General features: G+C 61.6%; 14 protein-coding genes. 8 read left to right on the top strand and 6 right to left on the bottom strand.

Annotated elements, in window-relative coordinates:
- Positions 1–40 precede the first annotated feature (40 nt).
- From AB8B31_RS19655 to AB8B31_RS19640, 4 genes are all read left to right on the top strand, one after another.
- Positions 41–832: a class I SAM-dependent methyltransferase gene (locus tag AB8B31_RS19655; RefSeq protein WP_018448111.1), complete on the top strand. Its 792-nt coding sequence runs from the start codon at positions 41–43 to the stop codon at positions 830–832.
- Positions 833–1,057: 225 nt separating this feature from the next.
- The gene (hisC, locus tag AB8B31_RS19650; protein WP_018448110.1) at positions 1,058–2,155 is read left to right on the top strand and encodes a histidinol-phosphate transaminase; all 1,098 of its coding nucleotides are present in this window, start codon (positions 1,058–1,060) and stop codon (positions 2,153–2,155) included.
- Positions 2,152–3,075, top strand: coding sequence for a prephenate/arogenate dehydrogenase family protein (locus tag AB8B31_RS19645; RefSeq protein WP_018243792.1), 924 nt, complete (start codon positions 2,152–2,154; stop codon positions 3,073–3,075). The genes hisC and AB8B31_RS19645 overlap by 4 nt, the downstream gene beginning before the upstream one ends.
- Positions 3,076–3,083: 8 nt before the next feature.
- Complete coding sequence (locus tag AB8B31_RS19640; protein ID WP_018448109.1) at positions 3,084–3,503, top strand: GNAT family N-acetyltransferase; 420 nt, start codon at positions 3,084–3,086, stop codon at positions 3,501–3,503.
- 106 nt (positions 3,504–3,609) lie between these two features.
- Here AB8B31_RS19640 and AB8B31_RS19635 read toward each other — a convergent pair whose 3' ends face one another.
- A complete protein-coding gene (locus AB8B31_RS19635) occupies positions 3,610–4,626 on the bottom strand; it encodes a DUF2125 domain-containing protein (protein ID WP_018448108.1) in 1,017 nt (338 codons plus the stop codon).
- A gap of 50 nt (positions 4,627–4,676) precedes the next feature.
- On the opposite strand from AB8B31_RS19635, the gene AB8B31_RS19630 reads away from it, so the two are divergent.
- On the top strand, positions 4,677–5,219 hold the full coding sequence (locus AB8B31_RS19630; RefSeq protein ID WP_018517241.1) for a gamma-glutamylcyclotransferase: 543 nt from the start codon (positions 4,677–4,679) through the stop codon (positions 5,217–5,219).
- Positions 5,220–5,306: 87 nt separating this feature from the next.
- Here the strand turns inward: AB8B31_RS19630 and AB8B31_RS19625 are convergent, their stop codons facing one another.
- The 4 genes from AB8B31_RS19625 to ftsE form a co-directional block, all read right to left on the bottom strand.
- The gene (locus AB8B31_RS19625; protein ID WP_018448107.1) at positions 5,307–6,104 is read right to left on the bottom strand and encodes a lysophospholipid acyltransferase family protein; all 798 of its coding nucleotides are present in this window, start codon (positions 6,102–6,104) and stop codon (positions 5,307–5,309) included.
- A gap of 240 nt (positions 6,105–6,344) precedes the next feature.
- The gene (locus tag AB8B31_RS19620) at positions 6,345–7,055 is read right to left on the bottom strand and encodes a YdcF family protein (protein ID WP_018243787.1); all 711 of its coding nucleotides are present in this window, start codon (positions 7,053–7,055) and stop codon (positions 6,345–6,347) included.
- A 73-nt stretch (positions 7,056–7,128) separates the two neighbouring features.
- Positions 7,129–8,142 (bottom strand): cell division protein FtsX, encoded by a 1,014-nt coding sequence (locus AB8B31_RS19615; protein WP_018243786.1) that lies wholly within the window; start codon positions 8,140–8,142, stop codon positions 7,129–7,131.
- Positions 8,135–8,794, bottom strand: a complete 660-nt coding sequence (gene ftsE, locus AB8B31_RS19610; protein WP_003543317.1) for a cell division ATP-binding protein FtsE — start codon at positions 8,792–8,794, stop codon at positions 8,135–8,137. The genes AB8B31_RS19615 and ftsE overlap by 8 nt, the downstream gene beginning before the upstream one ends.
- A gap of 205 nt (positions 8,795–8,999) precedes the next feature.
- Here ftsE and AB8B31_RS19605 point away from each other — a divergent pair, with 205 nt between their 5' ends.
- From AB8B31_RS19605 to AB8B31_RS19595, 3 genes are all read left to right on the top strand, one after another.
- Positions 9,000–9,653 (top strand): membrane protein, encoded by a 654-nt coding sequence (locus AB8B31_RS19605; protein WP_032994783.1) that lies wholly within the window; start codon positions 9,000–9,002, stop codon positions 9,651–9,653.
- Between the two features lie 134 nt (positions 9,654–9,787).
- Entirely contained in the window at positions 9,788–10,330 is a 543-nt protein-coding gene (gene hpt, locus AB8B31_RS19600) for a hypoxanthine phosphoribosyltransferase (RefSeq protein WP_003567049.1), read from the top strand.
- A gap of 116 nt (positions 10,331–10,446) precedes the next feature.
- Positions 10,447–10,806 carry a response regulator gene (locus AB8B31_RS19595; RefSeq protein ID WP_003543311.1) on the top strand — a complete coding sequence of 120 codons (360 nt, stop codon included), beginning with the start codon at positions 10,447–10,449 and terminating at the stop codon, positions 10,804–10,806.
- 240 nt (positions 10,807–11,046) lie between these two features.
- Here the strand turns inward: AB8B31_RS19595 and AB8B31_RS19590 are convergent, their stop codons facing one another.
- On the bottom strand, positions 11,047–13,701 hold the full coding sequence (locus tag AB8B31_RS19590) for a TIGR02302 family protein (RefSeq protein ID WP_018448104.1): 2,655 nt from the start codon (positions 13,699–13,701) through the stop codon (positions 11,047–11,049).
- Positions 13,702–13,718: the final 17 nt, after the last annotated feature.

Raw genomic sequence — 13,718 nt, 5'->3', positions numbered from 1 at the left:
CTTATCCCAGGAGTCTCGCGGAAATGTAGAGGTTCCGGCCTTGAAGTCCAACCGCCCGCTGATAACATTTGTCGCAATGCACGCCGATATCGTCGACCTACGCCAATTCTATCACTCCGAGCTTGGACGTCTTGCCGAGCAGTCGATCGCCATGGCGCTGTCATCGCTCTGGGTGCGGCTGCCGCAGGAGCGTCTGGTCGGGCTCGGTTATGCCGTGCCCTTCCTCGACCGTTTCCAGGCCGATACCGAGCGCACCTTCGCTTTCATGCCGGCCGGGCAGGGCGCGGTGAACTGGCCGATGGGCTCGCTCTCGACGACGGCGCTGATTTTCGACGAGGAACTGCCGCTGCCGGATTCCTCGATCGACCGGGTGCTGATGGTGCATTCGCTGGAATTCGCCGAAAGCCCGCGCGAGACGCTGAAGGAGCTCTGGCGGGTGCTGGCGCCGGGCGGACGGCTGGTCATCGTCGTGCCGAACCGGCGCGGCGTCTGGGCGCGCATGGAGCATACGCCCTTCGGTTCGGGTCGGCCCTATTCCCGCGGTCAGTTAACAAATCTGCTGCGCGAGACGAACTTCACACCGGGCGCAACGGCTGAAGCGCTGTTCTTCCCGCCCTCGAAGCTCAGGACCATCCTGCGGCTTCGCCGCGCCTTCGAGCGGATCGGCCGAACATTGTGGCCGGCCTTCTCGGGCGTCATCATCGTCGAAGCGCAGAAGCGGCTCTATCAGGGATTGCCGGTGGCGGCGCGGGCCTCCCGCCGCGTCTTCGTGCCGGTTCTCGCCCCGCATGGCGTGCCGACCACACGCACTACAGCGCCGCGCGTCTTTTGAGACGCGCAAAGGACGCTGTAGCACTTTGAATTGCTGCATAATTTTATCCTTAAATCGATTCCGATTTTAAGGAATTATGCAGTAGATGACGTCGCTATCGGCGGTCTCCAACTGCTTGTGTCACGCCCATACCTCTCGACAACAATCGCATTCCGCTTTAATGCCACTTGGTGTTTTTCAGCCCGGATTTCCGGCAATTCCAAGGTCGAACCCATGAGCGTTGAGATGAGCAAGCCCGTTCCGCGTCCCGGTATTCTCGATATCGCAGCCTATGTGCCGGGCAAGGAACATGCGCCGGGTGTTGCCCGTGTCTACAAGCTTTCGTCCAACGAAACGCCGCTCGGCGCCAGCCCCAAGGCAATCGAGGCCTTCAAGACGGTTGCCGACAATCTGGGGCGTTATCCTGACGGGCAGGCGATCGAACTGCGCGAGGCAATCGCCGCCGTGCACGGTCTCAATCCGGCAAACATCCTCTGCGGCAACGGTTCCGATGAGCTGCTCGGCCTGCTCTGCCATGTCTATCTCGGCGCCGGCGACGAGGGCATCATCACCGAGCACGGTTTCCTCGTCTACAAGATCCAGATCCTGGGCGCGGGCGCCACGCCTGTCGTTGTCAAGGAGAAGGACTATACCGTCGATGTCGATGCGATCCTTGCCGCGGTGACGGAGAAGACGAAAATCGTCTTCATCGCCAATCCCGGCAATCCCACAGGCACCTATGTTTCCGTCAGCGAGATCCGCCGCCTGCAGGCTGGACTGCCGAAACATGTCGTCCTCGTGCTCGATGCTGCCTATGCCGAATATGTGCGCCGCAACGATTATGAAGCCGGCATAGAGGTCGTATCCTCCAATGCCAACGTGGTGATGACCCGCACCTTCTCGAAGGCCTATGGTCTCGCGGCGCTGCGCGTCGGCTGGATGTATGCGCCCGTTGAGATCGTCGACGCGTTGAACCGTGTGCGTGCGCCGTTCAACTTGAACGCGCCGGCAATCGCCGCCGCTGCCGCTGCCATCCGCGACCAGGCCTTCGTCCAGCAGACCGTCTCCTTCAACCAGATGTGGGTGGAGACGCTGACCCAGGCGCTCGAAGCGATCGGGCTGAAGGTGACGCCATCCGTCGCCAATTTCGTCCTCATCCATTTCCCCGAGATCGACGGCAAGCGGGCCGCGGATGCCGACGATTTGCTGACGAGCCGCGGCTACATCCTGCGCGCCGTGCGCGGCTATGGCTTCGCCAATGCGCTGCGCATGAGCATCGGTCCTGAGGAGGCCAACCGCGGCGTGATTGCCGCGCTCACCGAATTCATGGGACATCAGGCATGAGCGTGCAGTTCGATCGGATTGCGCTGATCGGCATCGGCCTGATCGGCTCTTCGCTTGCCTACGACATCAGACGGCTTGGTCTTGCAAGGGAGATCGTCGTCGCCACACGCAGCCCCGATACGCTGAAGCGCGCGGAAGAACTCGGCCTCGGCGACCGCTACACGACGTCTTCGCAGGATGCCGTCAAGGATGCTGATCTGGTGATCGTCTCGGTGCCGGTCGGCGCCTCGGAAAGTGTGGCGAAGGAGATCTCGGGAAGCCTGAAGCCCGGGGCTGTTGTCACCGATGTTGGCTCCACCAAGGCTTCTGTCATTGCGCAGATGCTGCCGCATATGCCTGATAATGTGCATTTCATCCCCGGCCATCCGCTGGCCGGCACCGAAAAATCCGGCCCGGATGCCGGCTTTCCCGGCCTCTTCGAAGGCCGCTGGTGCATCTTCACGCCGGTCGCCGGCACCGACGAGACGGCGCTGAAGCGGCTGCGCAGCTTCTGGGAAGCGCTGGGCTCGAAGGTCGACGAGATGGATGCGGAGCATCACGACAAGGTGCTCGCCATCGTCTCGCACCTGCCGCATATCATCGCCTACAATATCGTCGGCACAGCCGACGATCTGGAGACGGTGACGGAGTCTGAGGTCATCAAATATTCCGCCTCTGGCTTTCGTGATTTCACTCGCCTCGCTGCCTCCGACCCGACCATGTGGCGCGACGTCTGCCTGCACAACCGCGATGCGATCCTCGAAATGCTGGCGCGCTTCTCGGAGGATCTCGCCTATCTGCAGCGCGCCATCCGCTGGGGCGAGGGCGACAAGATCTTCGAACTCTTCACCCGCACGCGCGCCATCCGCCGTTCGATCGTCCAGGCCGGCCAGGATGTCGACGCGCCTGATTTCGGTCGTCATGCGCTGGACAAGAAGTAGCCGCCGCGATGGTGGAGGTGGCACGTGCCGGCCGGGCGGATATTGACTGGCTGGTTCGCGAGGACGCCAGCTCCGGTGAGGCATGGGTATCGCGCTGCGTCGCGCTCGGCGAATATCTCCTTGCCTGGCAGGCCGGCGAGATCGTCGGCTTCCTGCGCTTCTCCCGCTTCTGGGGCAGGGTTCCCTATATGGAAATGATCCGCGTCCTGCCCGAGCATCGCCGGTCGGGCGTTGGAACGGCGCTTTTTCTCGCCTGGGAAGAAGCCATGCGCGGCGACGGCGCCCGCCTGCTGATGACGTCGAGCGAATGCGACGAAAGCCGACCTCAAGACTGGCATTGCCGCAACGGATTTTGCGAAACCGGCGCGATCGAGCTGCCCGGCGTGCAATCGGTGCCGGAAGTCTTCTTCATCAAGCGAATAGCCTGAAGCGCATCGCGTCGAACCGGAATCATGCGACGCGCTTCAGGCTTTTTCCTATTTCCTATGCATCCCCGTTATCCCAAAACCGCTGGACACTTTTGGGCGAGATGCATCAGATCGGCGGAATCCGGCCGAGCGGGATAAAACCACTGACGGTGGCATTGCCACGATCGACGACGAGATCGACAGAGACCTTGTCGCCGCCGCCGGCGAGCGCCTTCAAGAGCTTCGTTGCCGTGTTGACGGTCGAGGTGATATCCGGAAAGGCCTGTTTCAGGCTGTCGCCCCAGGGGCCGAGCTGTTCGATCTCCAGTTTGAATTTTCCCGAGAGGAAGCCCTGTTCGTCGAAGGAGAAGGGGCCGGTGAGCGTCATCACCTTGCCATCGCCGATGTCGGCGACGATGCGGCGCAGTTCACCGGTGGCGCCATTGAGGCCGCTTCGGTCGCTGCCGTCGATCAGGCCGGCCTTGCCGGCGACGGTCAGATCGATGCTGGCAGACATTTTCGGAAAGATCTGCGGCCAGTCCTTGATCGCCGTGTTGGCATCCTGCACGGAGATCGCGCCATCGAGATCGGCGCCGTTCTGGCGCAGATGGATTTCGGTGCGGGCGGCATCGAAGCTGATGGTCTGACCGGTGTAGGAGGAGACGGCCATCGCCTTCAGACCCTCGATGACGGTCGAGCTGCGGTCGACGCCCTGCAGCCTGGTTGCAAGACTCGCCTGCAGGTTCGTCCATTGAGCCGAGATCGAAAGGCCGTTGGTGGTGCGGATCTCGGCCGGTGAATCGAGCTCCCAGACGATATTGCCGGGCGCGTAGATCTGTGCTGCCGAGCGCAGCGCGCCGAAGGTGGCGGAGACGCCGTTGACATTGTCGTCGACGTCGATCTTGGAGCAGAACAGGCCGATGCGGAAGGGATAGCCGCGGAATTCGATATCGGAGCATTCGCCGCTGACGCCTGCCTGATCGCGCGGTGCAATCGCTTTCAGCACCGTGGTCTTCAATGCTGACGCCGCATAGAACCAGCCACCGGTGTAAAGTGCGATCACCAGGAGGACGCCTCCACCCAGCAACCAGAATTTCTTACCGCTGCCGGATTGGCTGCTGCCGGATTGGCTTGACGCTGCCATGATGTTCTCCAATGGTGAATCGCAAATGTGATTCCGGTCTGGCGTGCGATATGGACGAATTTTGGGTATTTGGCTACGGTTCGCTGATGTGGAATCCGGGCTTCGAGTTCATGGAGCGGGCAGAGGCCCTGGTCTACGGCTACAGGCGTTCGCTTTGCGTCCGCTCCTTTGTCCATCGCGGCACCCGCGACAATCCGGGCCTGGTTCTAGGCCTCGACAGGGGGGGCGCCTGCCGCGGCATGGCTTTCCGCATTTCGCCTGAAAAATGGGATGAGGTGATCGATTATCTTCGCGCCCGCGAGCTGGTCACCAATGTCTACCTGGAACGCCGGGTGCGGCTGCAGCTTGCCGGCCGGCGCCGAGTGGAAGCGGTCGCCTACATCATCGATCGTGATCATGAGCAATATGCCGGCGCGCTGGATGCGGTTGCGGCGGCACGGGTGGTGAACGAAGCAGAAGGCCAGTCAGGTCCGAATGATGCCTATGTCTTCAATACGCTGACGCATCTGAAAGAGATGGGCATTCGCGACCATTGGCTGGAGCAGGTCGTCAACGAAGTGGAGCGGCTGCGCGCCGTCTGCATAACTCCTTAAATCGGTATCGATTTAAGGAGTTATGCAGCCATTCAAAGTGCTGCAGGATCCTTTGCGGCTCTCGAAGAGACGCGTGGCGCTGCAATCTCAGGCCGTCGCAGCGTTCAATTTTCGCAGCTCCGCCAGCCTTTCTATCGCCGTCGGCGGGAGCGGCAGATGCGGATTTCGCTCGACGGTTTCGAGCAGAAGCTCGTCGCTTGCCCGTTCCGATACCTCGATCAAATGGGCGAAGAAGGCGTCCGGATCCATTCCCGGCATGATCGGCGGCAGGATTCTCACTTTGAAATGACCGGGATAACGACGAATGCTCCGCCTCGGCCAGAAGAGACCGGGATGCATGGCAACCGGCACGACGGGGAGGTTAAGGTCGCGGTACATGCGGGCGATGCCGTATTTATAGACCGGCTCCGCGCCCGGCGCGCGGCGGGTCCCCTCGGGATAGATGATGAGCTGGCGGCCGGTCGAAAGCTCTTCCTTCGTGCGTTTCAGCACTTCCACCATCACCTTGCCGCGAGCGCCGCGATCGACCGGGATCATGCGCTGCTTCTTCGCATACCAGCCGAAGAGGGGAATCCACATCAGTTCGCGCTTCAGGATATAGACCGGATCCTTCAACCAGGGCAGCAGCGCGTAGGTATCCCAGAAAGACTGGTGCTTCGGCGCCAGGATGTAACTGCCATCCGGCAGGTTCTCCAGGCCCTCGATCTCGAAGGTGGTGCCGACGATCACTCGCATCAGCCAGTGGTTGGAGCGCGCCCAGTTCTTCGGGATCGCATAGGCGATCTTGCGCGGCACCACGAAATAGTAGGGTGAGAGCACGATCATCCGGATGATGAGGTTGGCATAGAAGATCGTGTTGAAGAGAACGGAACGCAGGGCGATCATGAAACTTTCCCGAGGCATGCTCACGCGACCGGCCTACACGATATTGCCGGTCATAAAAAGCATTTGATGACGCCCTGATGTAAAAGCCTAGAGCAATTCCAGCAAAAGTGCGCAGCGGTTTTACGTCCGGAATTGCGCAAACGCAAAAGATTGCGCATGACCCCGAAAATCGGAATCGATTTTCCGAAAGGATTATGCGCAACTTTTAAATCGATGGAGCGTCCTATCCGACGCGCGGCTCTATTGCTGACCGGACGCATTTGCCGAGCGCAGCCCGGTGTGGCGGCCGAAGCCGGTGATGTTGCGGGCGCCCGCCAGCAGCACTTTCGCATATTCGGCAAGCATGACGCGCATCGCATTCGGGTCGGTGAACCAGTTGCTGCTCTTCAAATCCGAATTGACCACGGGATAAGCGATGAACTCGATGTCGGGATCGACATAGGAGAGTTCGGCGAGGCTTCGCGGCATGTGGTAATTGTTGGTGACGATCAGAACGCTCCGGTATCCCTTGGCGTGGATCCAGTTCGAAGCTTCCTCGGCATTGCCGATCGTGTCGATCGCATCGTAGCCGATATCGACACAGCAGGAGAAGAGATCGGCCGAGCCTTGCGTCATCTTGCGGATCTGTGCCGGTGTCGTCGTCGGGTGGACGCCGGAAATGAGCAAGCGTTTGCCGGCACCCTTCTGCAACAGCTCCACCGCCTGGTCGATGCGCTGGTAGCCACCCGTCAGTACCACAATCGCATCCGCCTTCGGCTCGGCCGGCGGCCGGAGCGTCGTCACCGAATCAGCAAAACGCAGAAAACCGCCGAACACCAGGGCGATTGCCAGCAGGCAGGCAAAGCCGCCCCAGCGCAGCAGGCGGCGGATCGGCCCGCGCCGCGGCGGCAGACCCACCGGGCGATCAAGCTCCGGGCCCTGATGAATCGGGTTGGGTGTCGTATGTCCCATGGTCATGAATCGTGATTATACGCTGATTGCGGCGCAGAACAGACGCTTTCATGGCAAAACGGCCCGGTCACGATCAACTTCCGATGCCGTCGGTGCGTGTCGGGTCCGAGCGTAGTGTATCGATCTCGTAGATCGTCCGCATGACGGTCAGCCGCGCGGTGAAGGTGGTGAGGAGCGCGATGACAATCATCGTTGCGAAGATGCCGGCATAACCGAGCACGCCGACGGAGAAGGTGCCGAAAAGCGCGGTCGCCTGGTCCGTTTCCGGGGTGGCGAGGGTGCGGCTCTGCCAGAAACCGGCGGTGGCGAAGAAGAGAGCGGCAAGCGCGCTGCCGATCGCCGAGCCCTTCAGGCTGATCTTCAGAAAATGCTTCTGGAATTCGGTGGCGACGAAGGAGCTTTCGGCGCCGACGAAATGCAGCACTTCAACGACGTGACGATTGCCCGACAACGCGCCGCGCGTAGCGAAGACGACGGTAAGCACCATCGCCGTGAAAACCAGGAGCAGGATGCCGGTGCCGATCATCACAGTCGTGTGCGCCATGGACACCAGCCGGTCGACCCAGGTGCGGTGATCGTCGAGGCTGGCCTGCGGGATACTGTCCTTGAGCAGCGCTCGCATCGAATCGAAATCCGGCGGATTGCTCTCGTCGATGGTAATGATGACGAGACGGGGAACGGGCAGATCCTTGAGATCGAGACCGGGGCCGAGCCAGGGTTCGAGCAGGCGAGCGGTCGCCGCCTCGTCGACGATCTGGCCGCTCTTGGTGCCGACGAAGGTCAGCGCCAGGTCGCGCGCCTGGGTCAGCGCCTTCTCCATGTCGAGATTGTCGTCCGGCTTGATCTGAATGGTGATCTCGCGGGAGATCTGGCTCTCCCAACTTGCCGCCGTCGAGCGCACCATGCTGACGCCGCCGAGCGTCAGGCAGGCGAGAAAGGCCATGATTGATATCACCACCATCAACGCACTGCCCTGGATGTTGGAAGGCGGCAGGATCGGCGCCGTCGGACGCACGCGCAGTTCCGGCCGCTTCTGCTGGATCTTGGCCGACGCCTTCTCGGGGTTTCTGGACGGGGGCTCAGTCATAGATATCGAGATGCCCCTCTGAGAGGATCATGCGGCGGGCTTCCACCTGTTCCATCAGCGCCAGGTCATGGGTGGCGATCACGACCGCCGTGCCGAGGCGGTTCAGCTCGAGGAAAAGATTGAGCAGGCGCTTGGCCATCGGCGGATCGACATTGCCTGTGGGTTCGTCGGCCAGCAGCACTTCCGGCCGGTCCATCAGCGCCCGGGCGATTGCGGCGCGCTGCTTCTCGCCGCCGGAGAGCACGGGCGGCAACACATTGATGCGTTCGCCAAGGCCGACCCATTTCAACAGTTCCAGGACATCGGTCTTGTAGGAGCTCTCATCCTTGCCACGTACCCGTAAGGGCAAAGCGACATTCTCATAGGTTGTGAGATGGTCGAGGAGGCGGAAATCCTGGAAGACGATGCCGACGCGGCGGCGCAGAAGCGGCAGTTCGGGGCGGGGGATTTCGGAAATATCGCGCCCGAACATGCGGATCAGGCCGCGTGTCGGCTGCAGCGACATGAAAAGCATCCGCAGCAGCGACGTTTTGCCGGCGCCCGATGGGCCGGTCAGGAACTGAAAGGATTTCTTCGGAATGTCGAAGGTCAGGTCCCGGAGGATTTCCGGGCCCATGCCATAACGCAAACCGACATTCTCGAAGTGGATCAACGGGCAGCTCAGTCTGTTGTGGGTTTCACCGCACGACTTGTTAACCAACACCGTTAACAGCCGGTAAATTTTGCTGGAAAGACGCCCGTTTGATGGCGATCTTTGCGAAGCATTAACCATTAAAATTTACGACTGAGCAGGATTCGTTTCAATGCCAGATTTCTCCTGGCAACGAAACCATGTGGACATCTGCGAGGCAGCCACCATGGAAGCATCCTCCTTCAGTCGCCGGACGCCGGGCCAGGCCTATGATTTCCTGCCGCCGGAACCCGCCAACCGCCAGTACCGCTCGGCGCGACCTGCCGATATCTCCGACGCCGAATTCGTTACCCTCGGCAAAGTGCGGCCCAGGGAATTCAGTGCAAGGAGTTATAACGACAACCGCAAGCGCATGGCTGCCGCACAGGCCGCACAGCCGGCGCTCATGCCGGCGATGGCTGCTTCCGTTCTGAGGACAGTGGAATCCTGGCTGCAGCGCGCGTCGATGCGGAGCTTCGCAGCGCTGGTGTTGGCGCTCGTCGTGCTCGTCTTCGGGCTTGCCGGTGGTTTTTCCGGCCTTTCCGGCGAGCGAGCCTATTCCGGAGCGCCGCTGCATTTCACCCATGTCACGGTGACGCCGCGTGATGCGAACGGCATGCGCGTTCTCGTCATCAACGGCATCATCGAAAATGAGAGTGGCACGACGCAGACGGTGCATCCGATCCGTGCCGATCTCGTGACCGACGAGCGGCTGACCGCAAGCATCGTCATCAACCCGCCGGCGGATGTGATCTATAGCGGTCAGAGCCGGGGCTTCTCGGCTCGCGTCCAGCATGCCGGCGGAAAAATGCCGGAGGTCCGGCTTTCCTTCCTGCCATAGATGTAACAGGACATGGAATGGCCGACTTTCCCGCCACAGGTCGCGCCAATCGCGTTAATTTCATAGCCGACGAGGCTGTTTCAGGCTCGCATATGTGCTAACGGCTTACCCTTCTTTTCATGGAGCAAGCCCTTATGCCTGTCGTGCGCGGAAAAAACATCGAGCCGCTCTTCACCGCCGAGCAGATCGCCGAGCGCAATCATTCGATGGCGCGGGAGATCGCCAATGGCCCGACCAAGGACCTGCTCGTCATCGCCGTGCTGAAGGGCTCCTTCATCTTCGCCGCCGACCTGATCCGCGCCCTGCATGATAGCGGGCTTGCCCCGGAGGTCGAGTTCATCACCTTGTCGAGTTACGGCATCGGCACGGTTTCGCAGGGCGTGCGCATCGTCAAGGATATCGACAGCGACGTCCATGGCCGCGACGTTCTGCTGATCGACGATATCCTCGAATCCGGCCGAACGCTGCTCTTTGCCAAGGAACTGCTCTTCGAGCGTGGCGCGCGCAACGTCACGATCGCCGTGCTGCTCGACAAGCGCGTCAAGCGCAAGGAAAAGCTGGAGGCTGACTATGTCGGCTTCGAATGCCCCGACTATTTTGTCGTGGGCTACGGCATGGATGTCGCCTATGCCTTTCGCGAACTGCCCTTCGTCGGCGTGGTTACCGGGGACGCCTGAACTGTTGCCTTCAAGACGGGTTGTTAACCATCTCGTCCATCGCTTCGTCATCTTTACCGATCGAAAAGGAAAGTCTGGTGATTTCCGTCGCGGGGCTGATACGGAGCGATGCACATATGGCAAGAATTCTGATTACGGAAGACGAGGACTCCCTGCGGTCCTTCGTAGCCCGGGCCCTTAGGCTTGATGGCCACGAGACCGATGAGGCGGCCGATGGGGCCGAGGGCTTGGAGAAGCTCAAAGACGGGGTCTACGATCTACTGCTTTCAGATATCCGCATGCCCGTGATGGACGGCATTGAACTCGCCCATCAGGCAAAAGACGCTTTTCCTGGCTTGAAAATCCTGCTGATGACCGGCTATGCCGAACAGCGCGAACGGGCCGACGATCTTGCCGAAAAGATCATCGACGTCGTCGCCAAGCCATTCGCGCTTCCCGATATCCGCAAGGCAGTCGCCCGAGCGCTTGTCGCTTAGAGCCAGGATGCTGAAAGCGTGATTTCGGGCGAAATCATGCTCCATTTCTTTGATTGAGATCACGTTTCAGATTCTAAAGCGCGTCGCCATCTTTCAGATTCGCGCCTTGCGCTTTAGGTCTTTGTTTTTACGCAAGTCGTTATCGCAAAACCGCTGCACACTTTTGCGCGACATGCTTTAGGCCGGTTCGGCCTGGAATGATCTTGTTCTAACGCGCCTGCTGTCCATCGCGTTGCGGTGCTACTGGATGTCCAGCAGCCGCTCGAGATAGCGCCGTTCCATTTCCTGCGGCGGATTGTTGCCGAGCTTTTCCCGGATCGCGTCAAGGATTTCTCGCGCCCGCTGAACGTCGATTTCGTCGGGCACCTTCACGCTGTTGTCGCCGAAATCCGGCCCTTGGGGCCGGCGTGGCCGGCCGAGTGGGTCGCGGCCGTTCTGGTCGCCCTGGCCAACCTGGCCGTTCGGACCTTGACCCTGTTGGCCCTGCTGCGCCTGCATTATTTGGTTCATCATGTCGCGGGCGCCCTGGCGAAGTGCTTCCAGCGCGCGGCCCTGGCCCTCGACGGCCGGTTGGCCGCGGCCCTGGCCGAGTTCACGGCCGGCGCCCTCCATTTCACGCTGCGCCTGGCCAAAGCCCGGGCCAGGCTTCATGCCCATCTCGCCGAGACTCTTCTGCAATTCGCCGAGCTGCTTGCCGAGCGCATCCTGCTGGGCGCGCAGCTGTTTCAGCGCCTCACGCAGCTGCTCGGCCGTCATCTGGTCGGAGGGCTGCTGGCCTTCCTTGCCTTGCTGGCCCTGCTGCTGATCCTGAGGCTCGCCGTTCTCTCCGGGGTTCATCTCGTCGAGCAGCGGATCGTTCTCGCCCATATCAGACTCACCGCGCTGCATGCGGTCCCTGAGCTGTTGGTCGAGCCGGAAGGTCTGTTCCATCAGCTTCTGTTGGTCGCGCAGGATCTCGCCGAGCTTGTCGATCTGCTTGCGGGCCTCGCTGTTTTCCTGACTCTGCTGGCCGCGCTGCGGACGGCCCGCCTGCAGGTTGTTCATCATCCGCTGCAATTCCGACAGCATCTGCTGGGCGGCGTCACGATTGCCGGAGCGGGCGAGATTCTCGATCTGGTCCATCATCCGTTCCAGATCCTGCTGACGCAGGATATTCTGCGCGTTCTGGTTCGGCTGCATCGGCGCGTTCTGCATGCGTCGGGCGAGCTCGGTCATATAGTCCTGCATCGCCTTGCGCAGTTCGTCCATCAGCTTCTTGATCTCCGCGTCCGGGGCGTTGCGATCCAACGCGTCGGCGAGGTTCTGCTGGGCTTCGCGCAGCTTGCGCTCGGCAAGCGAAAGATCGCCGTCCTCCATGCCGAGGGCGATCTCCCACAGATACTGGGCCGTATCCTTCAGCGCATCTTCGCCCCTTGCGAGCTTCATGCGCGCCAGGGCGGATTCCAAGAGCAGGTAGTTGGTGAGCTTGGGGATCGTCTCCTCGGGGCGGATGGTCAACGCCTCGTTCAGCGCGATCGCCTGCGGCATCTTGCGCGTATCGAGCGCGAAAACCTGCCGCTCTTCGGCGACGGCCGCGGCAAGCGGCTCGTTGAACGGCCGCGACGGCAGCGCCATCTCATACGGCGGGCTGCGGCCGGTCTGGCCGGCGGCATCCTTGGCGACGAGCGTGATGCGCACGCGCTTGCCGGCAAGCGGATGTTCGGTCAGGTTCCGGCTGGTCACACCCTTGGCGTCGCGGGCGTTCCGGCGGGGAATATCCAGCCGGTATTCCGGCAGCGGATAGAGCGGCGTTGCCGTCGGATCGGTTTCGACGGGAACGATCTCCGCATGCGCCTCCTGGACCCCGTAATCGTCCTTGACCGTGAAGGCGATTTCAAGCGCGCCGTTGACGCTGCGCTTCGGCAGGCCGTCGAAGGCAATTTCTGGCGCCTTGTCGGGGAGCACCTCGAAGCTCCAGCGCCGGCCGTTGACCTCAAGTGCACCGTTCTCCTGGAGCTTCATCATATGCGTCTGCGCGACGAGAGCCTGGCTGGCAGGTGCCGCCGTCGGCTGCTCGCTTCCGGATGCCGCCGTCTGCTGCGGTTTGGTATCCGCCTGTACTGATATATCCTGCGCCTCGCCGTTCGCCTTGCGGAACACGACTTTTTCAGCCGTCTTTCCGCCGCTGACCCGTACGGTAAGGCCCGAAAACTGCGGAATGCCGATCGGCGCCTGCTCGCTGCCGTCAGCCGTCAGATAGATCGGGGCGCGGCCGGTATAGGAAGGCGGCGTCACCCAGGCGTCGATGCGCACCGCCGGATCGCTGACCACTTGCTCGGGTGCTGCCTGCAATGCGTCGCGGATCGAGCCGCCGTTGATCGACAGCGAATAACCGAAGGCCGTGACGAGCAGCAGCGCCGGGACGGCGCGTAGCGCGAAACGGTCATGCGCGGCGATATCAGGCCGCGGCAGTCCGGCATCGAGTGCTGCGATCTTTTCGGCCATGCGCGTCTGGTGCTCGCGCCAGAGCGCTCGGGCGAAGGGCGTATCGAAGGCCGGCTCGTCTTCCTGGACGGTGACCGGCTGGTGCGGCAGGCCGTTGCGCTCCTCCAGCATGCGGTCGGCTTCTGCGATCCTCGGCCAGCGCAGGGTGCGGAAGGGGAGGAGCGAGACGAGAAAAGCACCGGCAAAGGCGATGAGCAGCAGGATGCGTAGCCAGTCCGGCACGCTGCGGAAGAGACCGAACCACGAGGCGGAGAGATAAAAGGCAATGACGGATAGTACCGGCATCAGAGGCGGCAGCAGCTGCTCGAAAAAGAGCACGATGCGCGCCAGCAGGCGTTTCGTCGTCACCAGCCGGGCAAGCGAGGGCCGGAACGCAAATGCACCTTTCTTCTGCCTCGAGGGGCTTGTCATCGGTCCGGTCTCCGCGA

Origin of the sequence: Rhizobium sp. 62_C5_N11_2 (assembly GCF_051811185.1) — a bacterium.
GTDB lineage: Bacteria > Pseudomonadota > Alphaproteobacteria > Rhizobiales > Rhizobiaceae > Rhizobium > Rhizobium leguminosarum.
The sequence above is the reverse complement of the archived record's forward strand: the minus strand, read 5'-3'. Positions and strand labels throughout refer to the sequence as shown.